23 protein-coding genes are annotated in these 26,004 nt (G+C 65.5%); 9 read left to right on the forward strand and 14 right to left on the reverse strand.

Going from position 1 to position 26,004, the window contains the following annotated elements:
* Positions 1–34: 34 nt before the first annotated feature.
* Both guaA and guaB read right to left on the reverse strand, forming a co-directional pair.
* Positions 35–1,612, reverse strand: coding sequence for a glutamine-hydrolyzing GMP synthase (guaA, locus tag IB274_RS23475; RefSeq protein ID WP_192435151.1), 1,578 nt, complete (start codon positions 1,610–1,612; stop codon positions 35–37).
* A gap of 82 nt (positions 1,613–1,694) precedes the next feature.
* Positions 1,695–3,164 carry an IMP dehydrogenase gene (gene guaB / locus IB274_RS23480; RefSeq protein ID WP_081515933.1) on the reverse strand — a complete coding sequence of 490 codons (1,470 nt, stop codon included), beginning with the start codon at positions 3,162–3,164 and terminating at the stop codon, positions 1,695–1,697.
* Positions 3,165–3,312: 148 nt separating this feature from the next.
* Between guaB and xseA the strand changes: the two genes are divergently transcribed.
* The 4 genes from xseA (at position 3,313) to IB274_RS23500 (ending at position 6,909) form a co-directional block, all read left to right on the forward strand.
* Positions 3,313–4,692: an exodeoxyribonuclease VII large subunit gene (gene xseA / locus IB274_RS23485; RefSeq protein WP_138215422.1), complete on the forward strand. Its 1,380-nt coding sequence runs from the start codon at positions 3,313–3,315 to the stop codon at positions 4,690–4,692.
* Between the two features lie 6 nt (positions 4,693–4,698).
* Positions 4,699–5,454: a M15 family metallopeptidase gene (locus IB274_RS23490; protein ID WP_192435153.1), complete on the forward strand. Its 756-nt coding sequence runs from the start codon at positions 4,699–4,701 to the stop codon at positions 5,452–5,454.
* Positions 5,455–5,683: 229 nt separating this feature from the next.
* On the forward strand, positions 5,684–6,520 hold the full coding sequence (locus tag IB274_RS23495; protein WP_192435155.1) for a M23 family metallopeptidase: 837 nt from the start codon (positions 5,684–5,686) through the stop codon (positions 6,518–6,520).
* The gene (locus IB274_RS23500) at positions 6,520–6,909 is read left to right on the forward strand and encodes a DUF2809 domain-containing protein (protein ID WP_192435157.1); all 390 of its coding nucleotides are present in this window, start codon (positions 6,520–6,522) and stop codon (positions 6,907–6,909) included. The genes IB274_RS23495 and IB274_RS23500 overlap by 1 nt, the downstream gene beginning before the upstream one ends.
* Here the strand turns inward: IB274_RS23500 and IB274_RS23505 are convergent.
* The 5 genes from IB274_RS23505 to IB274_RS23525 all read right to left on the reverse strand — a co-directional run bounded on the left by IB274_RS23505 (position 6,890) and on the right by IB274_RS23525 (position 12,167).
* Positions 6,890–7,432, reverse strand: coding sequence for a GNAT family N-acetyltransferase (locus IB274_RS23505; RefSeq protein ID WP_192435159.1), 543 nt, complete (start codon positions 7,430–7,432; stop codon positions 6,890–6,892). The two genes, IB274_RS23500 and IB274_RS23505, sit on opposite strands and share 20 nt — an antisense overlap.
* Entirely contained in the window at positions 7,432–7,920 is a 489-nt protein-coding gene (locus IB274_RS23510) for a copper chaperone PCu(A)C (protein ID WP_192435161.1), read from the reverse strand. Before IB274_RS23510 ends, IB274_RS23505 begins: the two co-directional genes overlap by 1 nt.
* Positions 7,921–8,058: 138 nt before the next feature.
* Positions 8,059–9,429, reverse strand: coding sequence for a PepSY-associated TM helix domain-containing protein (locus IB274_RS23515; RefSeq protein WP_151188082.1), 1,371 nt, complete (start codon positions 9,427–9,429; stop codon positions 8,059–8,061).
* Positions 9,430–9,482: 53 nt separating this feature from the next.
* Positions 9,483–11,594 (reverse strand): TonB-dependent copper receptor, encoded by a 2,112-nt coding sequence (locus tag IB274_RS23520; protein ID WP_192435163.1) that lies wholly within the window; start codon positions 11,592–11,594, stop codon positions 9,483–9,485.
* A 105-nt stretch (positions 11,595–11,699) separates the two neighbouring features.
* The gene (locus IB274_RS23525) at positions 11,700–12,167 is read right to left on the reverse strand and encodes a DUF2946 domain-containing protein (RefSeq protein ID WP_192435165.1); all 468 of its coding nucleotides are present in this window, start codon (positions 12,165–12,167) and stop codon (positions 11,700–11,702) included.
* A 400-nt stretch (positions 12,168–12,567) separates the two neighbouring features.
* Here IB274_RS23525 and leuA point away from each other — a divergent pair, with 400 nt between their 5' ends.
* The 4 genes from leuA to IB274_RS23545 all read left to right on the forward strand — a co-directional run bounded on the left by leuA (position 12,568) and on the right by IB274_RS23545 (position 17,748).
* Positions 12,568–14,238, forward strand: coding sequence for a 2-isopropylmalate synthase (gene leuA, locus IB274_RS23530; protein ID WP_081515945.1), 1,671 nt, complete (start codon positions 12,568–12,570; stop codon positions 14,236–14,238).
* A gap of 74 nt (positions 14,239–14,312) precedes the next feature.
* Entirely contained in the window at positions 14,313–14,789 is a 477-nt protein-coding gene (locus IB274_RS23535; RefSeq protein WP_192435167.1) for a hypothetical protein, read from the forward strand.
* Positions 14,790–15,060: 271 nt separating this feature from the next.
* A complete protein-coding gene (locus tag IB274_RS23540; RefSeq protein ID WP_192435169.1) occupies positions 15,061–16,428 on the forward strand; it encodes a spinster family MFS transporter in 1,368 nt (455 codons plus the stop codon).
* Positions 16,429–16,509: 81 nt separating this feature from the next.
* The gene (locus IB274_RS23545) at positions 16,510–17,748 is read left to right on the forward strand and encodes an OprD family porin (RefSeq protein ID WP_192435171.1); all 1,239 of its coding nucleotides are present in this window, start codon (positions 16,510–16,512) and stop codon (positions 17,746–17,748) included.
* 47 nt (positions 17,749–17,795) lie between these two features.
* On the opposite strand, the gene IB274_RS23550 is transcribed toward IB274_RS23545, so the two are convergent.
* Complete coding sequence (locus IB274_RS23550) at positions 17,796–18,128, reverse strand: DUF5629 family protein (protein WP_081515953.1); 333 nt, start codon at positions 18,126–18,128, stop codon at positions 17,796–17,798.
* Between the two features lie 134 nt (positions 18,129–18,262).
* On the opposite strand from IB274_RS23550, the gene IB274_RS23555 reads away from it, so the two are divergent.
* Positions 18,263–19,216: an aldo/keto reductase gene (locus tag IB274_RS23555; protein WP_192435173.1), complete on the forward strand. Its 954-nt coding sequence runs from the start codon at positions 18,263–18,265 to the stop codon at positions 19,214–19,216.
* Between the two features lie 85 nt (positions 19,217–19,301).
* Here IB274_RS23555 and IB274_RS23560 read toward each other — a convergent pair whose 3' ends face one another.
* From IB274_RS23560 to hisS, 6 genes are all read right to left on the reverse strand, one after another.
* Positions 19,302–20,108 carry an amidohydrolase gene (locus tag IB274_RS23560; protein WP_192435175.1) on the reverse strand — a complete coding sequence of 269 codons (807 nt, stop codon included), beginning with the start codon at positions 20,106–20,108 and terminating at the stop codon, positions 19,302–19,304.
* Positions 20,096–21,244, reverse strand: a complete 1,149-nt coding sequence (locus IB274_RS23565) for a pyridoxal phosphate-dependent aminotransferase (RefSeq protein WP_192435177.1) — start codon at positions 21,242–21,244, stop codon at positions 20,096–20,098. The genes IB274_RS23560 and IB274_RS23565 overlap by 13 nt, the downstream gene beginning before the upstream one ends.
* 81 nt (positions 21,245–21,325) lie before the next feature.
* The gene (gene der / locus IB274_RS23570) at positions 21,326–22,813 is read right to left on the reverse strand and encodes a ribosome biogenesis GTPase Der (protein ID WP_081515961.1); all 1,488 of its coding nucleotides are present in this window, start codon (positions 22,811–22,813) and stop codon (positions 21,326–21,328) included.
* An 82-nt stretch (positions 22,814–22,895) separates the two neighbouring features.
* Positions 22,896–24,038, reverse strand: coding sequence for an outer membrane protein assembly factor BamB (gene bamB / locus IB274_RS23575; protein ID WP_192435179.1), 1,143 nt, complete (start codon positions 24,036–24,038; stop codon positions 22,896–22,898).
* Position 24,039: 1 nt separating this feature from the next.
* On the reverse strand, positions 24,040–24,684 hold the full coding sequence (locus IB274_RS23580) for a YfgM family protein (RefSeq protein WP_081515965.1): 645 nt from the start codon (positions 24,682–24,684) through the stop codon (positions 24,040–24,042).
* 23 nt (positions 24,685–24,707) lie between these two features.
* Positions 24,708–25,997 carry a histidine--tRNA ligase gene (hisS, locus tag IB274_RS23585; protein WP_192435181.1) on the reverse strand — a complete coding sequence of 430 codons (1,290 nt, stop codon included), beginning with the start codon at positions 25,995–25,997 and terminating at the stop codon, positions 24,708–24,710.
* Positions 25,998–26,004 lie beyond the last annotated feature (7 nt).

Raw genomic sequence — 26,004 nt, forward strand, 5'->3', positions numbered from 1 at the left:
TCTTCTGCGTTAAGGAAACGTTAAACGTCTCCGATCATTCCCACTCGATGGTGGCCGGCGGCTTGCTCGATACGTCGTAGGTGACGCGGGAGATGCCTTCGATCTCGTTGATGATGCGGTTCGAGACCTTCTCCAGCAGCTCGTAAGGCAGGTGCGCCCAGCGAGCGGTCATGAAGTCGATGGTTTCCACCGCGCGCAGGGCCACGACCCAGGCGTAGCGACGGCCATCACCGACCACGCCGACGGATTTCACCGGCTGGAACACCACGAAGGCCTGGCTGGTCTTGTGGTACCAGTCGAAGTTGCGCAGCTCTTCGATGAAGATGTGGTCCGCGCGACGCAGCAGGTCGGCGTACTCCTTCTTCACCTCGCCGAGGATCCGCACACCCAGGCCCGGGCCCGGGAACGGGTGGCGGTAGACCATGTCGTACGGCAGGCCCAGTTCCAGGCCGATCTTGCGGACTTCGTCCTTGAACAACTCGCGCAGCGGCTCGACCAATTCGAACTGCATGTCTTCAGGCAGGCCGCCGACGTTGTGGTGCGACTTGATCACGTGGGCCTTGCCGGTCTTGGCGCCGGCCGACTCGATCACGTCCGGGTAGATGGTGCCCTGGGCGAGGAACTTCACGTCCTTCAGCTTGGTGGCTTCCTCGTCGAAGACCTCGATGAAGCTGCCGCCGATGATCTTGCGCTTCTGCTCCGGGTCGCTGACACCGGCCAGGCGGCTAAGGAACTTCTCCTCGGCGTTGGCGCGGATGACCTTGACGCCCATGTTCTCAGCGAACATGGCCATCACCTGGTCACCTTCGTGCAGGCGCAGCAGGCCGTTGTCGACGAATACGCAGGTCAGCTGGTCGCCGATGGCCTTGTGCAGCAGGGCCGCGACCACCGAGGAGTCGACGCCGCCGGACAGGCCGAGCAGCACCTTGGAGTTGCCGACCTGGGCGCGAACGGTGGCGATGGCGTCGTTGACGATGTTCGACGGAGTCCACAGGGCTTCGCAGCCGCAGATGTCCAGCACGAAGCGGGAGAGGATGCGACCGCCCTGCTTGGTGTGGGTCACTTCCGGGTGGAACTGCACGCCGTAGTAGCCGCGGGCATCGTCGGCCATGGCGGCGATCGGGCAGCTCGGGGTGCTGGCGAGGATGTGGAAGCCGGCCGGGATTTCGGTGACCTTGTCGCCGTGGCTCATCCACACATCGAGGCCGAACACGCCATCTTCGCTGACGCAATCTTCGATGCCGTCCAGCAGGCGGGCCTTGCCGACCACGTCGACGCGGGCGTAGCCGAACTCGCGCAGGTCAGAGCCCAGGACCTTGCCGCCCATCTGCTCGGCCATGGTCTGCATGCCGTAGCAGATGCCGAACAGCGGCACCTTCAGGTCGAACACGGCCTGCGGCGCGCGCGGGCTGTTGGCTTCGTGCACCGACTCCGGGCCACCGGCCAGGATGATGCCGCGCGGGGCGAAGGCACGAACGTCATCGTCGCTCATGTCGAACGGATGGATTTCGCAGTACACGCCGATCTCGCGGACGCGGCGGGCGATCAGCTGGGTGTACTGGGAGCCGAAGTCGAGGATCAGGATCCGGTGAGCGTGAATGTCTTGGGCCATGGCCATCTCTCGTAGCGAAATTCTTAAACGACACGGGGCTGTATCAACCAGCCCCGTGTCCGACTCATTTACCTTGAAGCCCTCAACCTACGCGGTAGTTCGGGGCTTCCTTGGTGATCTGCACATCGTGGACGTGGGACTCGGCCATGCCGGCGCCGGTGATGCGCACGAACTGCGGCTTGGTGCGCATGTCCTGGATATCGGCGCTGCCGGTGTAGCCCATGGCGGCACGCAGGCCACCCATCAGCTGGTGGACGATGGCGGTCAGTTGGCCTTTATAGGGCACGCGGCCTTCGATGCCTTCGGGCACCAGCTTCTCGGCGCCAGCGGAGGCGTCCTGGAAGTAGCGGTCGGAGGAGCCGGTGGAGCCGGCCATGGCGCCCAGCGAGCCCATGCCACGGTAGGACTTGTAGGAGCGCCCCTGGAACAGCTCGATCTCGCCCGGAGCCTCTTCGGTACCGGCGAACATCGAACCCATCATCACGCAGTAGGCGCCAGCCACCATGGCCTTGGCCAGGTCGCCGGAGAAGCGGATGCCGCCGTCGGCGATCAGCGGAACGCCGGTGCCTTCAAGGGCTGCGGCGACGTTGGCGATGGCGGAGATTTGCGGCACGCCGACGCCAGCGACGATACGGGTGGTGCAGATGGAGCCCGGGCCGATACCGACTTTCACGGCGTCGGCGCCGGCGTCAGCCAGTGCCTTGGCGGCTTCGCCGGTGGCGATGTTGCCGCCGATGACCTGTACCTGCGGGAAGGTTTCCTTCACCCAGCGCACGCGGTCGATCACGCCTTTGGAGTGGCCGTGCGCGGTGTCGACGACAACGACGTCAACGCCGGCGGCGACCAGGGCGGAAACACGCTCGCCGGTGTCGGCGCCGGTGCCGACGGCCGCGCCGACGCGCAGGCGGCCTTCGTCATCCTTGGAAGCCAGCGGGTAGGTCTTGGCCTTCTCGATGTCACGGAAGGTCACCAGGCCGGTCAGGCGGAACTTCTCGTCGACCACCAGCATCTTCTCGATGCGGTTCTCGTAGAGAGCGGCCTTGATCTCTTCCAGGGCAGTGCCTTCGCGGGCGGTGACCAGCTTTTCCTTCGGGGTCATGATCGCGGACACGCTGTCGCCGACGTTCGGCTTCACGCGCAGGTCGCGACCGGTGACGATACCGACCAGCTCACCCTCTTCTACCACCGGGAAGCCGGAGAAGCCGTATTCGCGGGCGATCTGCAGCAGCTCGATGATCTTGGTCGACGGGGTCACGGTGACCGGGTCGCGAACGATGGCGGTCTCGTGCTTCTTGACCTTGCGGACCTCGGCAGCCTGCTGCTCAATGCTCATGTTCTTGTGGATGATGCCGATGCCGCCTTCCTGCGCCATGGCGATGGCGAGGCGGGCTTCGGTCACGGTATCCATCGCGGCGGACACCAGCGGGATGTTCAGTTCGATGCCACGGGTCAGGCGGGTCTTCAGGCTCACGTCCTTGGGTAGAACTTCCGAATAACCCGGAATCAGGAGGACGTCGTCGAAAGTGAGGGCTTCTTGGCTGATGCGCAGCATGGCGGGGGCTCCCGATCGGGAAAAATGGAAGCGCGGCATTATATCTCAGCTAGGGGGCGCGGCTCAACGCAACCTGACGATCTGAATAAGGCCTTTCTGCGCCTTGCGCGCTGGCCCCTGTTCACGGGGCCGCTTATCATCCTTCGCCATGCAGAAAGATCCCTTCCAACGGCTGGGCCTCGACCGCGAGGTTCTGACCGTCAGCCAACTCAACCAGCGCGCCCGCCACCTGCTGGAGGACGTGTTCCCGCAGGTTTGGGTCGAGGGCGAAATCTCCAACCTCGCCCGCCCGGCGTCCGGCCATATGTATTTCACCCTGAAGGACAGCAACGCCCAGGTGCGCTGCGCGCTGTTCCGGCAGAACGCCCTGCGCGTGCGCCAGGCCCTGCGCGACGGCCTCGCGGTGCGGGTGCGCGGCAAGGTTTCGCTGTTCGAGGGGCGTGGCGACTACCAGCTGATCGCCGATACCGTCGAACCAGCCGGTGATGGCGCACTGCGCCTGGCCTTTGAGGCACTGAAGGAAAAGCTTGCCGCCGAAGGCCTGTTCGCCGCCGAGCGCAAGCAGGAACTGCCTGCCCACCCAAGACGCATCGGTATCATCAGCTCGCCCACCGGCGCGGTGATCCGCGACATCATCAGCGTGTTCCGCCGCCGCGCGCCGCAAGTCGAGCTGACCTTGATCCCCACCGCCGTGCAAGGCCGCGAGGCCATCGGGCAGATAGTCCGCGCACTCAAGCTAGCTGACGCGCAGGGCTTCGACGCGCTGATCCTGGCCCGTGGCGGCGGTTCACTGGAAGACCTCTGGTGCTTCAACGAGGAACCGGTGGCCCGCGCCATCGCCGCCTGCGTGACGCCCATCGTCAGCGCCGTGGGCCATGAGACCGACGTCTCCATCAGCGATTTCGTCGCCGACGTGCGCGCGCCCACGCCCTCGGCCGCCGCCGAGCTGCTGGCGCCCCACAGCGGCGATCTGCAGCAGCGCCTGGACAGCCTGCGTCGCCGGCTGATCCTGCGCATCCAGGACCGACTGACCCGCGAGCGCCTGCGCCTGGAAGGCACCGCCCGGCGCCTGCGCCACCCCGGTGAGCGCCTGCGCCAGCAATCCCAGCGCCTGGATGACCTGGACATGCGCCTGCGCCGCGCCTTCGAGCGCCAGCTGCAAATCCGCCACGAGCGGGTCGCACGGCTGGACACCCGTCTCGCCGCGCAACACCCCGGCCGTAACCTGGCCCTGCTGCGCCAGCGCCTGGACAACCTCAGCGCCCGCCTGCCGCGCGCGACTAACGCGATCCTGCGCGAACAGCGCCAGCGCCTCGACAGCCTGATGCAGACGCTGCACATCGTCAGCCCGCTGGCGACGCTCGGCCGTGGCTACAGCATCCTGCTCGATGACAAGGGCCAGGCCATCCGCAGCGCCGCGCAAACGAAAAACGGCCAGCGCCTCAAGGCCAAGCTGGGCGACGGTGAGTTGGAGGTGCGGGTGGAGGACAACCACCAGGCGCCCGTCACCCTTTCCCTCCTGGACTGACTGCCGATGACCGACCTGCTCGCGCCGATCCTGCCGCAACCCGATCCGGACTGGGCCGAAGCCTTCCGCGTGCCCATCGTCGAATGCGACCAGCCACTGCAGGCGCTGAGTATCGCCACCGGCTTCGGGGTGTGGCCGGCGTATCACCGGCTCGGAGTGCCGAACGCGCAGTCTGAATGCTATGCGCGCACGGAAGTCTTCGAGCGCCTGCTGCATGCCGCGAGCCTGCTGCCTGACGGCATCCGCCTGGTGATCCTCGATGCCTGGCGACCCTTCACGGTGCAGCAGCACCTGTACGACACGCTCTACGACATCCTCCGCCAGCACGAGCCGGACGCCGATCCGCGCGAGCTGACCCGGCGCACCCGCGAGTTCGTCGCGCCGCCCAGCACCCGCGCCGAGTCGCCCAGCCCGCACCTGACCGGCGGCGCCATCGACCTGACCCTGTGCGACAGCGAAGGCCGCTGGCTGGACATGGGCAGCCTGTTCGACGAGGCGACACCGCGCTCCTACACCCGCCATTACGAAGAGATCGCCAAGCCCGACGGGCCCCAGCGGCGCGTGCGCGACAATCGCCGGATGCTGTTCAACGCCATGCTGGCGGCGGGCTTCAGCAACCTTTCCAGCGAGTGGTGGCACTACGACTACGGCGACCAGCTGTGGGCCGCGCACCTGGGCAAGCCCCACGCCATCTATGGTCCGGCGCAGGTGCTGTCGCTGGAGCAGCTGTGGCGCCAGCAGCTGGAAGGGCTGCGCCACTAGGGCCACGCCGGCAATCCCCTGCGGGAGCGGGCCATGCTCGCGATCGCGCACATGGCGCGCTCCTACAAAAACAAGCCTCGCGGTAGAGACTGGTTCGCGAGCAAGCTCGCTCCTACCAAGAGCAAGAGCAGCCCGCCAAGACGTTCGCTTTCGACGAAATCGCCGCGCCCGCCGGAGCGGCCCGTGTAGACTGCCCGCTTCATCCGCCGACACGTCCACGGATAGCGCCATGTTTCGAATTTTCTGCCTGCTCATCGCCTCCCTCTTCACCCTGACCGCCCACGCCGAAGGTTTCATCAGCCGCACGCTGAACAAGCCGGTGCCCGGTGGCGTTGCCGTGGTGCAACTGGGCCAGGACGCCGCCGTGCCCACTGCCACCTACCAGGGCAAACCGGTGCTGGTAGTGCGCGAGGAAGGCCGCGACTGGATCGCCATCGTCGGCATCCCGCTGACCACCAAGGCCGGCAGCCAGCAGATCGTCGTGAAGCAGGCAGGCGCCAGCCGCAATCTCGGCTTCAGCGTGGGCAACAAGCACTATAAAGAGCAGCGCATCACCTTGAAGAACACCCGCCAGGTCAACCCGCTGCCCGAAGACCTCAAGCGCATCAACCGCGAGCTGGCCGAGCAGACCGCCGCCTACCGCAGCTTCAGCCCCGGTACGCCGAGCAACCTGGTGCTGGACAAACCGGTCAACGGCCCGCTCTCCAGCCCCTTCGGCCTGCGCCGTTTCTTCAACGGAGAAGAGCGCAACCCGCACTCCGGGCTGGACTTCGCCGTGCCCGCCGGCACCCCGATCAAGTCACCGGCCGCCGGCAAGGTGATCCTGATCGGCAACTACTTCTTCAACGGCAACACCGTGTTCGTCGACCACGGCCAGGGCTTCATCAGCATGTTCTGCCATATGTCGAAGATCGACGTGAAAGTCGGCGATGCGGTCCCGCGCGGCGGCGTGGTCGGCCGGGTTGGCGCCACCGGCCGCGCCACCGGGCCGCACATGCACTGGAACGTCAGCCTGAACGACGCCCGCGTCGACCCGGCGATCTTCATCGGCGCGTTCAAGCCCTGATGCGGCTTCGCTTAGATGGACGCAGCGCCCTCTTCGCGCTGCTCTGGTTCGCCGTACTGGTCTGGCTGGCCACAGCCGGGGCGCACCTCGGCTGGCTGCGCGGCTTCGGCGGCGACGTGCTGGCGGTCATCTGGCTGTACTGCCTGCTGCGCGCCGCGCTGGATGCGCCCGCGCACTGGCTGGCCACTGCGGCGCTGGGCTGCGGACTACTGATCGAGTTCGGCCAGTACCTCGCCGCGACCTTCCACTGGCAGATCGGCAACCGCGCCTTGCGCATCGTGCTCGGCGCCACGCCGGACTGGCTGGATGTGCTGGCCTACTGCATCGGCTTCGTGCTGATCGTCGCGGCGCGGCAGACGCGCCTGGCCCTCAGGCCAACGGGTAGCTGAAGAACAGCGCCATCTCCCCGGGCAGCACCTGCGCCGGATCGTAGAGATCGGTTGACAGCCCGCTGAGGGCGAAGCCGCGGGAGCGGTAGAAGCCCACCGCCGGCAGGTTGAGGTTCTGAGTTTCCAGCCACAGGTGGCGCGTCTCGGTGCTGCGCGCCCAGTCAAGGCAGCCTTCCAGCAATTGCCGGCCGACGCCTTGGCCGCGCGCGTCGGCGAGGACGAACAGGTCGTCCAGCACCGCGCGGCGATTCCAGATTTCGTAGCGGGCAATGGCAAAGCCCAGCCGCTCGCCTTCCGCGTCGACGACCACGGCGGTCCAGTCGGCCGCCGTGACGTCGTCCTTCAGGTCGGCGAAGGGATAGCGCTTGGTCTGCGTCTCGGCCAGACACTCCTCGCGCAGGATGAAACCATCGGCGGCGCTCTCGATCCGCAGGATCGAGTCGCTCGAGTAGCTGCCGTCGAAACCCAGCAGCCACTCGCCGTCTTGCGCCCACACCAGCGGGCGCAGGAGCCGGTCGCTCATCAGTTCATCTGCATGCCGTGCATGTCGTGGCCCATGTCGGTGCCCTTCGGAGCTTCCTTCTGCACCGCGACCTCGACCTTCACATCGCCGGCCTTCTGGAAATGCAGGGTCAGCGGGAAGCGCTCGCCGTCGGCCAGCGGCTTCTTCAGGCCGAACAGCATCAGGTGGTACTGGCCGGGCGCGAAGACGATCTTGCCGCCGGCGGGGATATCCACGCCCTCGACCTTCACCATCTTCATCATGCCGTCCTTCTCCACGTGCTGGTGCACTTCGGCGCTGGCAGCACGGTCGGTGTCGGCACCGAGCAGGCGATCCGCCTCCTTGCCGTGGTTCTGCACGATGAAGTAGGCGGCGCCGTTCACCGAGTTGGCCGGCAGCAGCAGCGACCACGGGTGGTCGATGTGCAGGTTGCCGGCCTCGTATTCATGGGCCATGGCGGCGCCGGAGAAGCCCAGCAGGACAGCGAAAGCAAGCAGGGTTTTACGCATGTTCGAGACTCCAGTTGGCTTGTGATCAGGTCCGCCGCAGCGGCGGGAATCCATCGGGCCGCGGGCGCAATGATCGCGCCGCAGCATAGCCTGCCTCGCGGCAGGCGTCAGGGTGGAAGCACGTTCCACCCGCAACTCTCAACTCAAGGCCGGGCTGCGCGGCTTGATCCGCGACAGCACCGCCCAGTCCAGCGCCCAAACCAGCAACAGCGACGCCCCCACCAGCGGGAAGGCGACGCCGAGGATGACCATGATCGCCACCCCGCCCTTCCAAACCGGTAACGCATGGGGCATCGGCGGCACACCAAGGCGACCCTGCGGGCGGCGCTTCCACCAGATCCACAGGCCGCTGACCGCGCTGAGCAGGATCATCAGGCAGACAGCGAGCATGAGCAGCTGGTTGAACAGACCGAACATCTTGCCTTCGTGCAGCATCACGCCGGATTCGACACCCTTGGCCACCAGCCCGTAGTCCTTCCAGCGCACGTCGGCGAGTACCTTGCCGGTGTACTGGTCGATGTGCAGGGTGGCGTCGTTGCGCGAGTCGTCAGCGAACACCGAGACGGTGAACACGCCCTGTTCGCCCTTGGGCAGGGCGATGGCGTAGCCCGGCGTCACACCAGCCTGGTCGGCGGTATCGACCACCTGCTGCAGACTGATCTGCGGCATCGCCATACCGCCGGAGCCGTGAGCCATGTGCTCGGCGTGGGCGCCGCCGGACATCGGCATCAGGGTGTTTTCCATGGCCCAGGGGATGGTCTGGCGATGCGCATCATTGAGCGTGCGCGCCTCCAGGTCCGACTTGGGCACCTCGTTCCACATGGGTGCCGGGAAGCGGTTCCACACGTCGGCGAAGGTCTTGCCCCAGAAGCCGGTCCAGGTCATCCCGGTGAGCAGCATGAACAGCATCAGCAGCGAACCCCAGAAGCCGACCACCACGTGCACCTCGCGCCACAGCGCGCGGCCGCGACGCGACAGGTCCGGCCACAGCAGCACCCGCAGCGAACGCTGGCGCGGCCACCACAGGTACAGGCCGGACACCACCAGCACGATGCCCCAGCCGGCAGCCAGCTCGATCAACCGGTCACCGACGGTGCCGATCATCAGCTCGCCGTGCAGCGCGCGGGCCATCGCCTGCAGGTTGGACTTGCCGTCCTGCACGCCGAGCAGCTTGCCGCTATAGGGATCGACGAAGGCGTTCACCTCGCGTCCATCCAGCTGCGCGACGAACTGCGCGCTGCGGTCGGCGGCCGGCGCCGGCAGGTACTGGCTGACCTGCAACTGCGGGTTCTGGTGATGCAGGTGCATCAGTTGCTCGTCGGCGGACAGCCGCACCTCACCCGGCTTCACCTGCAGCAGGTCGCTGTACATCAGCGGGTCGAGCTGCGGCTTGAACAGGTAGATGATCCCGGTGATCGACAGCAGGATCATGAACGGCGCGACGAACAGCCCGGCATAGAAGTGCCAGCGCCAGGCCAGGTTGTAGAAATCGAATGTCTTCTTCTGCATTCGTTGATCTCCTCACGCAAGGAGGCCCCCGACTGGCGGGGGCCGGTCGGGCTTCAGAACGAGAAGTCCACTTTGGTCCAGAACGTACGTCCCGGTTCGTGGATCGATTCGGGATCGTTGGCCGGGTAACCGAAGCCGGCGTTGCCCGCCAGGTTCAGGTGCTCGGCGTAGTCCTTGTCGAACAGGTTGTCGACGCCGGTGCTGACCTTGAGGTTCTTGCTCAGCTTGTACGCGCCGTTGAGCGAGAACACCGCGAAGCCGGGGCTTTCGTCGAAGTCGTAACCGACCACGTTGCCCTGGTTCTCGGCAATCCGGCCCTGGTGCGCCACCACGCGCCAGAGTCCGCCGGCGCTCCAGTCGCCTTCCTCGTAGGTCAGGCCGAAACGCGCTTCCAGCGGCGGCATCTGCGGCAGCGCAGTGTCGTCGGTGGTGTTCTTGCCCCAGGCGTAGGCCAGGGTACCGTCAGCGGTCCAGTTGCTGGTCAGCGCGTAGGCTGCGCCCAGTTCGCCACCCATGATGCGGGCATCGACGTTCCGCGCCTGGGAGGTACGGCCCATCATGCCGCCGGGCATGTAGTCGAACAGGATGTAGTCGCGGATCACACCGACGTAGCCCGAGGCCCAGGCCTTGAACTTCTCGTCCTCGTACTGCGCGCCAAAGTCCAGCTGGGTGGTCTTCTCCGGCTTGATGCTGTCGAAGGCGTTGACCGAGCCGGTCGGGCCCTTGTCCGGGGAGAACAGCTCCCAGTAGTCAGGGAAGCGCTGCACATGGCCCAGACCGACGTAAAGGGTGGTCGGCGTGTCGGCCAGGTCGTGCTCGTAGCGGGCGAAGCCGCTGGGCAGGGTATCGGCGCGGGTGTCGTCGGCGGTGGGATTGGGCATCGCCATCATCCCAGAGCCGGTGCTCTGCCGGTAATCCTTGACCGAGGCGCGGTCCAGGCGTGCGCCGGTGATCACCCGGTCGCGGTCGGCGGCGTACCAGGTCAGCTCGCCGAAGGCGCCGTAGTTGTGGAACACGGCGTCCTTGTCCCACGGCTGCTCGTCATAGGTGTTGATGCCCATGCCACTGCGTTCGCGGTGTTCGTTGGTCTGTGCATCGACGCCGGTGATCAGCTTGAAATCGTCCCAGCGCCAGGTGGCGGCCAGGCGCCCGCCGAGGGTGCGGCGGTCGACGTTGGAGGCCATGGGGCCGGCCATCATGCCGGTGCCCGAGGGCGTGCGCAGGCTGTAGTTGTCCATCACGTGATCGGCGTAGTTGTAGTAGACCTGCGCCTCCAGCTTGTCGAGCACGCCACCGATGTTGGACTTCTCGAAGCGCAGGCCAAGGCTTTCGCGCTTGAACTGCGAGCCGTCCATGCCACGCCCGGCGTAGCGCGCCTCGCCATCGCCCTTGCCGGCGGTGAGTTCGACCAGGGTGTCGGCGTCCGGCGTCCAGCCCACGGCCACGTCGCCGTTCCACTTGTTCCAGCGCGAGGGCACGGTGTTGCCGCTGCCGTCTTCGTAGTCATCGGACTGCGACTTGTTGCCGGTGAAACGCAGGTAGCCCTCGGGGCCACCGGCGGCGGCGTCCAGCACGCGGTCGAAGCGGCCGTTGGAGCCGGCGGTGAGGCTACCGTTGACGCGCATGCCCAGCTCGCCGAAGCGCTCCGGCTCACGGTCGAAACGGATGGTCCCGGCCGAGGCACCGGGGCCCCAGATCACGGTCTCCGGGCCCTTGACCACGGTGAGCTTGTCGTAGGTTTCCGGGGAGATATAGGAGGTGGGCGCGTCCATCCGTGCCGGGCAGGCACCGAGCATGGTGCTGCCGTTGGTGAGGATGTTCAGGCGCGAGCCGAACATGCCGCGCAGCACCGGGTCGCCGTTGGTGCCGCCGTTACGGATGGCGGAGAAGCCAGGGATGGTCTTGAGGTAATCGGCGCCGTCGCTGGCGGGGATCGGCTGGCGTGGCTGCTTGGGGTCGGTGACCACGGTCAGCGGCGAACTCTGCGCCACGGCGGTGATGACGCTGGGGGCCAGTTCGGTAACCGACGCATTGGTGGCGTGCGCCGAGTGATCTTCTTCCTCGGCCAGCACAGGGACGGCAGTGAAACCGCCAAGGGCGGTCAGCGCGCACAGGGCGCGCAGGCCGACGGCAGTTTGCCGACGGCGCAGGGGCATGCGGGTCATTCCATGAATTCCATGATCGGTGATGACGCCCGCTCCACGCGTACTCGCACGGCGCGCAAGCGAATGCAGGCATCCGCGCCGGGGTCGGGGAATCGGGATTGCGGGTCAGCCGATCAGGAACGGGGGTGCGCGGGAGCGGGCGCCGGGGAAGACCGGCGAGGCGGGAATGCGGGACGAGACGAACTGGGCGGCGGGCGCGCCGATGGCGGGCAGGCCGTGGTCGATCACGACCGGCGGCGGCGTCAGCGGCGGGCTGTGGATCAGCAGGCTGCAGTAGCCGCACTTCTCCATGAAGGCGTCGGCGGTGAGCGGCTGCTCGCCGTGGGAAACCGGGGCGGCATGATGGTCCGCAGCACGCTGGCTGTCGGAGCAGTGCATGTCCTCCATGCCGGACATGTCGTGGGACATGGCCTTCCCATGCTCCATCGGCATAGCACTCATGGACACGGCGTGATCCATGGGCATGGCGTGATCCATCGGCATCGACTGGGAGACCAGCGGGCCGACATAGATCATCAGCATGGCGAACAACGCCAGCCAGGTGCCTACGCCTTGTCGTGTACGACGGGTCACGAAATGTCCTTGCGGATGGAGAGTTCCCACCTGGGGCGGGTGCGCAATGATCGCACGGAGTGATAAAGCTTCGCTGCGGCACGAAGACGCAGAATCAGTTAAGCACAGCGATAAGCTTCAGGATAAATTGCTGAAAATGCCAATTCTCGACAATTAATTATCGATAAAAAGACCTTAAAGACTATTCCTACCAAATTTTTCCAAATGCTTGCCATTGGTCTCCCAGGCCTTTAGCTTGGCACTCATGAAAACCGCACACACCCTCATTCTGCTTCGCCAACACGCCTGCCTGCGCCTGGTCAGCCCGCGACTGCGTGGCTGAGCCCCCCCTCCCCGGTTCCGCCTCATTCAGATTTTTATGCGCAGGCCCCGCAGGCCGCAGAGAACAAGGATTCCGCTCATGAGCATGTTGAAAGACCCGTCGAAGAAATACCGCGCCTTCACCCAGATCACCCTGCCCGACCGCACCTGGCCGGACAAGATCATCGACAAGGCGCCGATCTGGCTGTCCACCGACCTGCGCGACGGCAACCAGTCCCTGATCGAGCCGATGGACGCCGAGAAGAAGATGCGCTTCTTCAAGTGCCTGGTTCAGGTCGGCCTGAAGGAAATCGAAGTGGGCTTCCCGTCCGCCTCGCAGACCGACTTCGACTTCGTTCGTGAGCTGATCGAGAACGACCACATTCCCGATGACGTCACCATCCAGGTACTGACCCAGGCCCGCGACGACCTCATCGAGCGCACCTTCGAGTCCCTCAAGGGCGCGAAGAAAGCCATCGTCCACTACTACAACGCCTGCGCACCGAGCTTCCGCAAGATCGTCTTCAACCAGGACAAGGCTGGCGTGAAAGCCATCGCCGTGGCCGCCGGCCAGACCATCAAGCGCCTGGCCGAAGCCGCGCCGGAAACCCAGTGGGGCTTCGAGTACTCACCGGAAGTGTTCAGCTCCACCGAGACCGATTTCGCCGTCGAGGTGTGCAATGCGGTGATCGACGTGTTCCAGCCGACCCCGGCCAACCGCCTGATCCTCAACCTGCCCGCCACCGTCGAGTGCGCCACCCCGAACAACTACGCCGACCAGATCGAGTGGTTCGGCCGCCAGATCAACAAGCGCGACAGCGTATTGCTCAGCCTGCACACCCACAACGACCGTGGTACTGGCGTGGCTGCTTCGGAACTGGCCCTGATGGCCGGCGCCGACCGCGTCGAAGGCTGCCTGTTCGGCAACGGCGAGCGCACCGGCAACCTCTGCCTGGTGACCATGGCGCTGAACATGTACACCCAGGGCATCGACCCCGAGCTGGACTTCTCCGACATCGACGCCGTGCGCAAGGTGGTGGAAGAGTGCAACCAGATTCCGGTGCACCCGCGTCACCCCTACGTCGGCGACCTGGTCCACACCGCCTTCTCCGGCTCCCACCAGGACGCCATCCGCAAGGGCTTCGCCCAGCAGAAGGACGATGCCGTGTGGGAAGTGCCGTACCTGCCGATCGACCCGGCGGACATCGGCCGCAGCTACGAAGCGGTGATCCGTGTGAACAGCCAGTCCGGCAAGGGCGGCATCACCTTCCTGCTCGAACAGGAATACGGCATCAGCCTGCCGCGTCGCATGCAGATCGAGTTCAGCCAGGTGGTGCAGAACGAGACCGACCGTCTCGGCCTGGAAATGACCGCCGAGCAGATCTACACCCTGCTGCAGACCGAGTACTTGCAGGCCGTTTCCCCGTTCGGCCTGAAGAACTACCGCCTGCAGGAAGAGAACGGCGTCTGCGCCATCGACATCGACGTGACCCACAAGGGCGAGCAGCATCGCTGGCACGGCAAGGGCAAGGGTACCCTGGAAGCCCTGGTCGCCTCGCTGCCGGTGGACGTCGAGATCATGGACTACAACGAGCATGCCATCGGCGCCGGCACCAATGCCCGCGCAGCCGCCTATATCGAACTGCGTGTCGAGGGTGGTCGTTCGCTGCACGGCATCGGCATTGATGAAAACATCACCACCGCGAGCTTCCGTGCGCTGTTCAGCGCCCTGAACCGCGCCGTGACGCTGGGCCACGCGAAAGCCGCGTGAGCCTCAGTTAACCTGTAAGTCCCTTTGCCCCGGACGCCTCGTGCGTCCGGGGCTGTTTTCGATGGAGTGAAAACATGACGACCGCACCGCAGGACAATCCTTTCCAGCCCCCCGCCGCCGCACTCCAGGACGACCTCGGCGTTGCCACTGGCGAGCCACTCTACCGCCTGGCCGCCGCCGGCATCGCCACCTTCTTCGGCACGCCCGTGGCCGGCAGCTGGGTGATCGCGCAGAACCTCAAGCGCCTGAACCGCCCGCAGGAAGTGCAGAAAGCCTGGCTGGTCGGCATCGGCATCACCGTGCTGATCTTCGTCCTATCCTGGTTCCTGCCGGACAACTTTCCCGCCGCACCGATCAACATCGCCGCCGTATTCGCCATGCACCAGTACGCCAAGCAGAATACCGGCGAAGCGCTTGATCGCCACGCCGCGGCCGGTGGTGGCTACCTGTCCAACTGGCGCGCCTTCGGCATCAGCCTGCTGTTCCTGATCGTCATCATGGCCGTAGTCTTTGGCGCCGCCTTCGCGCTGGCCCTGACCGGCAACGCCTGACCCCTTGCGTCCTCCCGTCTAAAGATTCCCCCTAGTTTCCTAGGGGGCAGTCTCCGCAATGCTGGTACTCGCCCCGATTACCCCTGCCTCGTCCCTTCCCTAGTCTTGCGTGCACTGCCGTGAAAGCGGCAGGCAAACAAAAAACCGTGTCACGCAATCAGACACTTTCGGCTGCCCCTGCCTTGCGTCCAGTGGCGCCTGGTTACCTACAACAACAACGAGCTCGACGTGCTTGGCCATCTGCCTTCACCCGCTTCAGGAGCCAGTAACCGTGAACCCGCAATCCCACTCGAAATCCGTCTTCACTCCGCGCTATTCCTGGTATGTCGTCGTGCTGTGCATGGTGGCGTACATCTTCTCCTTCGTTGACCGGCAGATCCTCTCGCTGATGATCGAGCCGATCAAAGCCGACCTGCAGATCACCGATACCCAGTTCAGCCTGCTCAGCGGACTGGCCTTCTCGCTGTTCTACGCCTTCATGGGCTTGCCCATCGCCTACCTCGCCGACCGCTCCTCACGGGTGAAGATCATCGCCATCGGCGTGGCCTTCTGGAGCATCGCCACCGCCGCGTGCGGCCTGTCGAAGAACTTCCTGCAGATGTTCCTCGCGCGCATGAGCGTCGGCGTCGGCGAGGCCGCGCTGACACCGGCGACCTACTCGATGCTCGCCGACCTATTCCCCAAGGAGAAACTCGGCCGCGCGCTGGGGCTCTACTCCATGGGCGCGTTTCTCGGCGGCGGCCTGGCCTTCCTGGTCGGCGGCTACGTGATCGAGGCCCTGCGCGACGTGCCGGCCATCGACCTGGGCTGGCTGGGCCAGGTGCGCTCCTGGCAGATCGCCTTCTTCATCGTCGGCCTGCCCGGCGTGCTGGTGGCGCTGCTGATCGCGCTGACCATCCGTGACCCGGCGCGCAAGGAAACGAACCCGCAGCACAAGGCAACCATCGGCGACGGCCTGCGCTTCCTGCGGCGCCACCGCGCGACCTTCACCTGCCACTACCTGGGTTTCTCCTTCTTCGCCATGTGCCAGTACGCGCTGATGGGCTGGGCGCCGGCCATGTACATCCGCCAGTACGGCCTGACGCCACTGGAGGTGGGCTACATCCTCGGCGGCATCCTGCTGGTGCTCAACACCGCCGGGGTGTTTTGCGCCGGCTGGCTGGTGGACGTGCTGCAGAAGCGCGGGCGCAGCGACGCCGCGATGATCAGCGGCATGCTCGGCGCCGCCTGCACCATTCCTTTCGTCATCGGCTCGGTCACTGCCAGCAGCCTGCAGGTGTCGGTAATGCTGATGGGGCCGGCAATGTTCTTCTGCGCGTTCTGCATCTCCACCTCGGCGGCCGCCATGCAGGTGCTCACGCCCAACCGCCTGCGCGCGCAGGTGTCGGCACTGTTCCTGCTGGTCTCCAACCTGATTGGCCTGGGCGTCGGCACCACCCTGGTGGCACTGCTCACCGACCAATACTTCAAGGACCCGAAGGCCGTCGGCTCGTCCATCGGCATCATCGTCACCCTCGCCGGGCTGCTCTGCCTGTGGCTGCTGGGCAACGGGCGCAAGCACTTCCGCCGCAGCCTGGGCCAGGAGCAGACGGTCCAGTCCGAAGCCGCACCGCTGGATAACGCCGCCGCCGCGAACTGATCGCGCCCGCCTCGACAAGACGTACGCCCGTTCGCCGGCGTGGCGCCCTGCACCCCGGCGAACGGCACCCAGGAGATGACGATGTTCCGTATTCGCTTTGCCGGTGCGCTGCTGTCCAGCGCGCTGATGCCCCTCTGCGCCCAGGCTGACCTGATCGACGACAGCCGCCTGGACGCCACCCTGCGCAACTTCTACATGCTGCGCGACTACCGCCAGGACAACGCCCCCCAATCCCAGGCCGGCAGCTGGTCCCAGGCCGTGCTGGCGCGTTTCAGCTCCGGCTTCACCGAAGGCACCATCGGCGTCGGCGTAGACTTCACCGGTTTCTACGCCCTGAAGCTCGACGGCGGCGCCGGCACCAGCAACGACAGCAACCTGCCCTACGACCGCACGAGCGGTGAGCCGGTGGATAACTTCAGCCGTGGCGGCGCCACGCTCAAGCTGCGCTATTCGAAGACCACGCTGAAGGTCGGTCTGCTGGAGCCGCGCCTGCCGGTGATTTTCCAGGATGATGTGCGCGTGCTGCCGCAGACCTTCCAAGGCGTGATGCTGGAGTCGAAGGAGTCGGATCGCTTCAAGTTCACTGCCGCGCAACTCTGGAATACCAGCACCCGTGCCTCAAGCGACCGCGAGTCGTTCTACCTGGCTACCCGTCCCGCCAGCCAGGACAGCAACAAGCTGAACCTGGGCGGCGTCGATGCCCAGTGGACGCCCGGGCTGTCCACCAGCTACTACTTCGCCCAGCTCGAGGACATCTATGACCAGCACTACGTCGGCGCCAACTTCAAGCAGCCGGTGGGCGAGAAGACTGCGCTGCTCGGCACCCTGAGCTACTTCCACAACGAGGAATCCGGGCAGGCTCTGGCCGGGCGCATCGACAACCGCGCCTATGGCGCGAGACTCGGCGTGAAGCACGGCGGCCACATGCTGTCGGCCACCTACCAGCGCATGCTCGGCGAAGACATGTTCCCCATGCTGCTGGGCAACACGCCGCAACCGTACCTGGTCAACTGGGTCACCAATGGCGGCTTCTTCTGGGCGCAGGAACGCTCCTACCAGCTGCGCTACGATTACGACTTCGCCAGCCTCGGCGTGCCGGGCCTGACCCTGATGACGCGCTACACCAAGGGCACCGACATCTCGCGGCAGGGCAAGAGCGATGGCCACGAGTACGAGCGCGATACCGATGTCGGCTATACGATCCAGAGCGGGCCGCTGAAGACCCTGTCGTTCCTCATGCGCACCTCCACAGTTCGCAGCAGCTACGCCAGCGATTACGACGAGGTGCGCTTCATCACCAGTTACCCGCTGGCTTTCTGAAGCCATGAAAAAGGCCCCTCGCGGGGCCTTCTTCGTCCAGGGGAGGCTTACTCGTCGTCGCCACTGGCAGCGACCGCTCCAAGACAGCAGAGTCGGTGCTGCTGGTCGCCGGCCTGGAGCAGCCAGGTCTCGTCTTCGGCCTGGTAGCTGGCCTCCATCACCTGGTTGTAGCTGAAGCGCCACTCGCGGCGGTCTCGGCCGTCGATGGACTCGATCTGCAGCACCACGTCTTCGCTGGCGAAGGGCTGGTCTGCGTGGGCAGCGGCGTCGGCCTGGTCCAGCAATGCCTCGTTGAGCTCGAACTGCCAGGCGTGCAGACCGTCGATCAACAGCATGTCGGCGGTTTCCAGCTGGTCCAGCAGGTAGGGAGTCGTGGTCATGACGGGCACTCGGCAATTGGGCTGGCCGCCATGATAGACCAGCTGGCGTACCGCTGCCGGCCAATCCGCCCCGCGGCGAACGGCTGCGCGTCTACACTGAGGGTTCCCGCACACCCGCTGAGGAGTCAAAGCAGATGCGTACACGCGAACTCGGACAATCGGGCCTGAAGATTCCTGCGCTGGTCTTCGGCGGTAACGTGTTCGGCTGGTCCTCCGACGAGGCGACCTCGTTTCGCTTGCTGGACGCGCTGCTCGACGCCGGGCTGAACTGCATCGACACCGCTGACGTTTACTCGCGTTGGGTGCCGGGCCACGAGGGCGGCGAGTCGGAAACCCTGATCGGCAAGTGGCTGAAGAAGACCGGCAAGCGCAACCAGGTAATCATCGCGACCAAGGTCGGCATGGACATGGGCAACGGCCACAAGGGACTGTCGGCGGTGTACATCGAGCAGGCACTGGAGCGCTCGCTCAAGCGTCTGCAGACCGACTACATCGACCTCTACCAGTCCCACTGCGACGATCCGCACACCTCGCTGGAGGAAACCATGGGCGCCTTCGCCGAGGCCGTGGAGCGCGGCAAGGTGCGGGTGATCGGCGCCTCCAACTTCGACGCCAAGCGCCTGCGTGAAGCTCATGAGCTCTGCACGCGCTTGAAGCTGCCGCAGTACCAGAGCCTGCAGCCCAACTACAACCTCTACGACCGCGCCAACTACGAGACTCAGCTGGAGCCCACGGTGCAGCAGCTGGGCCTGGGCGTGATCAATTTCTACTCCCTGGCCGCCGGCTTCCTTACCGGCAAGTACCGCCGCGAGGATGACCTGGGCAAGAGCAGCGTGCGCGGCTACAAGGTGAAGAACTTCATGAACGAGCGCGGCTTCGCGATCCTCGATGCGCTGGAGGAAGTGGCCGGCGACCTGAACGCCACGCCGACCCAGGTCGCACTCGCCTGGCTGATGGCCCGCCCGAGCATCACAGCGCCGATTGCCAGTGCGTCGAAGCTGGAGCAGTTGCCCGACCTGATTGCGGCGGTGGAGCTGAGGCTCAGTGACGAGGCGATCCAGCGGTTGAATACCGCCAGCGCGTATTGAACCTGTAGGAGCGGGTCAACTCGCGAACATCCCCGCTGCGGGACGGTTCGCGAGCAAGCTCGCTCCTACGAAAAGCACATCGACTTCAGCGGTGGATGCTGAACTCGTCCGCATCGAGATTCGCCGGGAAGCGCTCGCGGTACGCCGCCAGCTCCGCTGCGCTCAGGGCAATCTGGAAGACCCCGTCAGCGCTGCCGGCGGCCAGCAGGTTGTCACCCTGGAAGTCCAGCACCTGGCTGTCGCCGGAGTAGGCGTGCCCCTTGCCGTCTTCACCGACGCGATTGACCGCAGCGACATAGCAGAGGTTTTCGATGGCCCGCGCTGGCAGAAGGCGGTTCCAGTGCTGGCGGCGCGCGGCCGGCCAGTTGGCGGTGTAGAGCAGCAGGTCAGTGTCCTGGGCGTCGCGGCTCCACACCGGGAAGCGCAGGTCATAGCAGACCAGCGGGCGAATCCGCCATCCCTTCCACTCCAGCAACACCTGTTGCTCGCCCGGCGTGTAGTGCTTGTGCTCACCGGCCATGCGGAACAGGTGGCGCTTGTCGTAATGCTGAATCTCGCCGTCCGGGCGCGCCCAGAGCAAACGGTTGCGGTGGCTGCCATCGGCGGCGCGGATGATCACGCTGCCGCAGACCACGGCATCGAGACGGGCCGCCTGCTCGCGAAGCCAGGCGTAGGTCACGCCCTCCTCCGCCTCGGCCAGCGTCTCGGAATCCATGGAAAAGCCGGTGGTGAACATCTCCGGGAGGATCACCACGTCTGCGCCACGGGCGCTTTCCAGCAGCGCCTCGAAACGCTCTCGGTTGGCCTTCGCGTCGTGCCAGACCAGGGTGGTCTGCACGAGGGCGAGTTTCAGGTCCGCCAATTGGCTTGGGTCGCGGCTCAGATCGCGCATAGTCGTTCCGCTGCCTGGCGCAGCGTCTCCTCTTTCTTGGCGAAGCAGAAGCGCACCAGACGCGTGTCCGCCGGAGCCTGCTGGTAGAACACCGAGACCGGAATGGCGGCCACGCCGTGTTCGGTGGTCAGCCATTCGGACATGGCGACATCATCGAGGTCGGGGCGAATCGCCGAGTAATCGACCACCTGGAAGTAGGTTCCGGCGGCACGCTGGAAGGTGAAACGCGAGCCTTCCAGCAAATTGCAGAACAGGTCGCGCTTGGCCTGGTAGAAGCCCGGCAGCTCGCGCAGGTGCTCGGGGTGCGCGGCCATGAAGTCGGCCAGCGCGTACTGCAGCGGCGTCACGCCGCAGAAATTCACGTACTGGTGGATCTTGCGCATCTCCGCCGACAGCGCCGGCGGCGCCACCACGTAGCCGGTCTTCCAGCCGGTGACGTGGTAGGTCTTGCCGAAGGAGCTGATGACGAAGGCGCGCGGATACAGCTCGTCATGGGCCAGCACGCTGGCGTGCTGTACGCCGTCGTAGATCAGGTGCTCGTAGACCTCGTCGCTGATCACGTAGATCTCGCGGTCGCGGATCAGCTCGGCCAGGCGATCCAGGTCGGCACGGTCGATCAGCGCACCGCTGGGGTTGTGCGGACTGTTGAGGAAGATCAGGCGCGTGCGCGGGGTGATGGCATCGGCCAGGCGCTGCCAGTCGATGCGGAAGTCCGGCTGAGTCAGCGCAACATGCACGCAACGGCCGCCGGCCAGCTCGACCGACGGCTCGTAGCTGTCGTAGCAGGGGTCGAGGACGATGGCTTCGTCGCCGGCGCGAATCAGCGCCTGTACCGCACAGAAGATCCCTTCTGTCGCACCGGGGACGATGGTCACCTCGGTGTCGGCGCTGACGTGGCGGCCATAGAGGCTCGCAACCTTGATCGCTACCTGCTCGCGCAGTGCTGGCAAGCCGGTCATCGGACTGTACTGGTTGTGCCCGGCCAGGACGTGGCGGGCGACTGCTTCGAGCAGCGGTGCGGGGCCGGGGAAATCCGGGAAACCCTGGGAGAGATTCAGCGCCCCGCTTTCTGCGGCGAGCTGGGACATGCGGGTGAAGATGGTGGTGCCGACATTCGGCAGTTTGCTGATGAGCATGGCGTGACTACAGGCTGCAGGCGATGAGAGGGAAGTCCCTACTCTATCGCCTGCGGCTCGTGGTCTAAAGCCTGACCGACGTTATTTACGTTTGTCCTTCTTCTTCTTCTCCGCCTTCTTGTGGTGCGACATCAGGCGACGCTTCTTGTTGACCTGGCGATCGGTGAGCTGGGTCTTCTTGCCCTCGAACGGGTTGTCACCGCCCTTGTACTCGATGCGGATCGGCGTACCGACCAGCTTCAGCACGCGGCGGAAGGTCTTCTCCAGGTAGCGGGTATAGGCCTTGGGCACCGCATCCACCTGGTTGCCGTGGATCACGATCAGCGGCGGGTTGGCGCCCCCCAAGTGCGCGTAGCGCAGCTTGATGCGGCGGCCGTTGACCATCGGCGGCTGGTGAACCTGGATGGCGTCCTCGAGGATCTGCGTGAGCTTGCTGGTGGGCCAGCGGGTCACGGCGGAACGGAAGGAGTCCTGCACCGACTTGTACAGGTGGCCAACGCCGGTGCCGTGCAGCGCCGAGATGAAGTGGATGTCGGCGAAGTCGGCGAACATCAGCCGGCGCTCGAGCTCGGTTTTCACGTAGTCGCGCTCGGCCGATTCCATGCCGTCCCACTTGTTCAGCGCGATGACCAGCGCACGGCCGGTCTCCAGCACGAAGCCGAGCAGGTTGAGGTCGTGTTCAACCACGCCTTCGCGGGCGTCCATGACGAAGATGACCACGTTGGCGTCCTGGATCGCCTGCAGGGTCTTCACCACGGAGAACTTTTCCACCGCCTCGAAGATCTTGCCGCGGCGGCGCACGCCGGCGGTGTCGATGAGGGTGTACTTCTCTTCGTTGCGCTCGAAGGGGATGTAGATGCTGTCGCGGGTGGTGCCGGCCTGGTCGTAGACGATCACCCGCTCTTCACCGAGCATGCGGTTCACCAGCGTGGACTTGCCGACGTTGGGGCGACCGATGATGGCGATCTTGATGCCATCCTTCTCGCTCGGGCCGGGAATGCGCTTGGCTTCCTCGCCTTCGGCGACTTCTTCCATCTCGCCGGGCAGGTCGTTGTCTTCCGGCGCTTCCGGCTCGGGAGCGAACATCTCGCCCAGGGCTTCCTGGAGCATCTGGGTGATGCCACGGCCGTGGGCGGCGGCGATCGGGATCGCATGCCCCAGGGCCAGCGGGCTGAACTCGGCGCGGGCGATGTCCGGATCGACGGTGTCGACCTTGTTGGCCACCAGGTAGGTGCGCTTGTTCTTCTTGCGCAGGTGCTCGCCGATCATCTCGTCGGCGGCGGTGAGGCCGGCGCGGGAGTCGACCATGAACAGGACGGCATCGGCCTCTTCGATGGCCTGCAGCGACTGCTCGGCCATCTTGGCGTCGATACCCTCTTCGTCACCGGAAATACCACCGGTATCGATGACGATGAATTTCTTGCCCTGCCACTTGGCCTCGCCGTATTGGCGGTCTCGGGTCAGACCTGCGTACTCGGCGACGATGGCGTCACGGGTGCGGGTCAGGCGGTTGAACAGGGTGGACTTGCCGACGTTGGGGCGGCCCACCAGGGCTATTACGGGAACCATGCGGCTCTCCAGGAATTTGAATTTCAGAAAACACGACGGCCGCTGCCGTTTTTCACGGCAGCGGCCGGCAGTAACACTCAGCTTAGCGAATCGTGTAGGCGGCCAGCTTACCGCTGTTGCCGAACACGTACATCCAGCTGCCGACTACCAGCGGGCGAACCCGCACGCCGTCACCGTCGACCTTCTCGCGGCCCACGAAACGACCATCCACCTGGCTCAGCAGATGCACGTAACCTTCCAGGTCACCGACGACCACGTTGCTCGACAGCACGGCCGGAGCGGACAGCTGGCGGCGAGCCAGGGCGTCGTTGCTCCAAAGCGAGGACGAACCACGGGAGTCGAGGCTTTCCACGGTGCCGCTGGACTGGCTGATGAACACGCTGCCGGTACCTTCGGCTACGCCGACGTAGCTGGAAGCTTCACGCTGCCAGAGCACGCGGCCGGTGCCTACGTCCAGCGCCGCGGCGCGGCCCTGGTAGCTGGCGACATAGAGAACGTTGTCGACCAGCAGCAGGCCGCCGTCGATATCGACGACGCGGTCCAGCTCGGAACGGCCCTGAGGAATCGCAACGCGCGCTTCCCAGACCGGCAGGCCACGCTCCACGTCCACCGCGACGACCTTGCCGCTGGCCAGACCCGCCAGGGCCAGACGGCCCGCGATCAGCGGAGCGCCAGTGCCACGCAGGGTCAGCACCGGTACGGTGCCTTCGTAGATCCAGCGCTGGTTGCCGGTGGAAGCGTCGAAGCCGATCAGCTTGTCGTCCTGGGTCTGCACCACCACCACGTCACCGTTGGTGGCCGGGGCAGCCAGCACTTCGCTGGTGACCTTGGCGCGCCACTTCTGCTCGCCCGAACCGGAATCCAGCGCGATCACGTCGCCACGCAGGGTGCCCAGCAGGACCATGCCGCTGCCCACGCCGACGGCGCCGGAGATCGGCAGATCGAGGTCTTTCTTCCACAGCACTTCGCCAGTTTCGCGCTGCATGGCCATGACGCGGCCTTCGGCAGACGCGGCGAAGATGGTCTGGCCATCCACGGCGGGCTCGAGCAGGTTGTACAGGTCGCCCTGGCCATCACCGACCGAACGGCTCCACTGTTTCTCCAGGCGGACCTCTTCCTTGAAATCGGTCAGCTCGGCCGGCGGCAGTTCTTTCTTGCTATTGCTGCTGCAACCCACAGCCATCAGGGTCAGTGCCAGCAGTGCAACGTGTTTCCAACGCAACATCTCAGGCGTCTCCCTTGGCCAGGTCGTCGAGTTTCATCTGCAGGGCGCCGACGGCGGCGTCTTCCGGCAGAGCAGCCTTGGCCTTTTCGTAGGCGACACGGGCGTCATCATTGCGCTTGAGCTGCAGCAGCAGGTCGCCGCGCAGTTCTTCGCGAGTGGCGACGTAGGCCTTGTCGACGTTGCCGTCGAGCAGCTTCAGACCGTCTTCGGCCTTGCCCTGGGCCGCCAGGACACGCGCCAGGCGCTGGCGAGCCAGCTCGCCGAGGGTGGCGTCAACCGGCTTGTCGACCACTGCCTTCAGCTCGAGGACGGCGTCATCCAGCTTGCCGCTGTCCACCGCAACCTTGGCGACGAACAGGCGGCCGTACTGGGCGTACGGAGTGCCGGCGAAGTCGGTATTCAGCTTGCCAGCGAGCTCGGCGACCTTGGCGGTGTCGGGCTTGCCGGCCGGGTTCAGTGCGGTTTCCAACAGGGCCTGGTAAATGATCGAGGCGCCCTGGGACTGGTTGTTCTGGTACTTTTTCCAGGCCTGCCAGCCAAACACCACGATCAGCGCCAGAGCAGCGCCGGTCAGCAGGGGCATGCCGTTACGCTGCCACCAGTCCTTGATGTCAGCGATCTGTTCTTCTTCGGTACGGTTACTCACCCCAATACTCCTATCCGCTCGATTCAGGCCCGCTTGAGGCAGGCAGCCAGGTGCTCGGGCAGAGCATCCCAGGCGATATTCTGTTGTTCGCCCTCGCCACGCAGGGGCTTGAAACCTACCACGCGGTTGGCCAGTTCGTCGTCACCCAGAATCATTGCGAACTGTGCACCGCTCTTGTCGGCCTTCTTGAACTGGCTCTTGAAGCTGCCGGCGCCGGCGTTGACCAGCAGGCGCAGGCCCGGAATGGCCTCGCGCAGCTGTTCGGCCAGGGTCAGCGCGGCCAACTCCGCCGGCTCGCCGAAGGCGCAGACGTAGAGGTCGGCCGGGCGATTCAGCTCGGCAGGCACCACGCCCAGGGTTTCCAGCAGCAGCACCAGGCGTTCCACGCCCATGGCAAAGCCCACGCCCGGCGTCGGCTTGCCGCCGAACTGGCTGACCAGGCCATCGTAGCGGCCGCCGCCGCACACGGTGCCCTGGGCGCCGAGTTTGTCGGTGACCCACTCGAAAGCAGTGCGGCAGTAGTAGTCCAGGCCGCGTACCAGCTTCTGGTTGATCTCATAGCGCAGGCCGACCGCATCCAGACGGGCCTTCAGCCCCTCGAAGTGGGCGATCGACTCTTCGTCCAGGTAGTCGTGCAGGCTCGGCGCGCCGACCAGTAGCGCCTGGGTGCTCTCGACCTTGCTGTCGAGGATGCGCAGCGGGTTGGTGGTCATGCGGCGCTGGCTATCTTCGTCCAGCTGCTCGAAGCGCTCCTGCAGGTAGGCCACCAGGTCGTCGCGATAGCGCGCGCGGGCCTCACTGGAGCCCAGGGTATTCAGCTGCAGGGTCACGGCATCGGCCATGCCCAGCTTCTGCCACAGGCGCCAAGTGAGGATGATCAGCTCGGCGTCGATGTCCGGACCGGGCAGGTTGAAGACTTCCACGCCGATCTGGTGGAACTGACGATAACGGCCTTTCTGCGGCTTCTCGTAGCGGAACATCGGACCGGTGTACCACAGCTTCTGCACCTGGCCACCGCCCGACAGGCCATGCTCCAGCACGGCTCGCACGCAGCCCGCGGTGCCTTCCGGACGCATGGTCAGGGATTCGCCGTTGCGGTCGAGGAAGGTGTACATCTCCTTGTCGACCACGTCGGTGCCTTCACCGATACCACGAGCGAAGAGCTCGGTGAACTCGAGGATCGGCAGGCGGATCTCGCTGTAGCCGTAGCGGTCAAGCAGGCCGGCGAAGGTGCGCTCCAGATAGCGCCAGGCCGGGGTCTGGTCCGGCAGGATGTCGTTCATGCCACGGATGGCTTGCAGGGACTTGCTCACTTAGGAT

The organism is Pseudomonas sp. PDM18 (assembly GCF_014852585.1).
Classification (GTDB): Bacteria; Pseudomonadota; Gammaproteobacteria; order Pseudomonadales; family Pseudomonadaceae; genus Pseudomonas.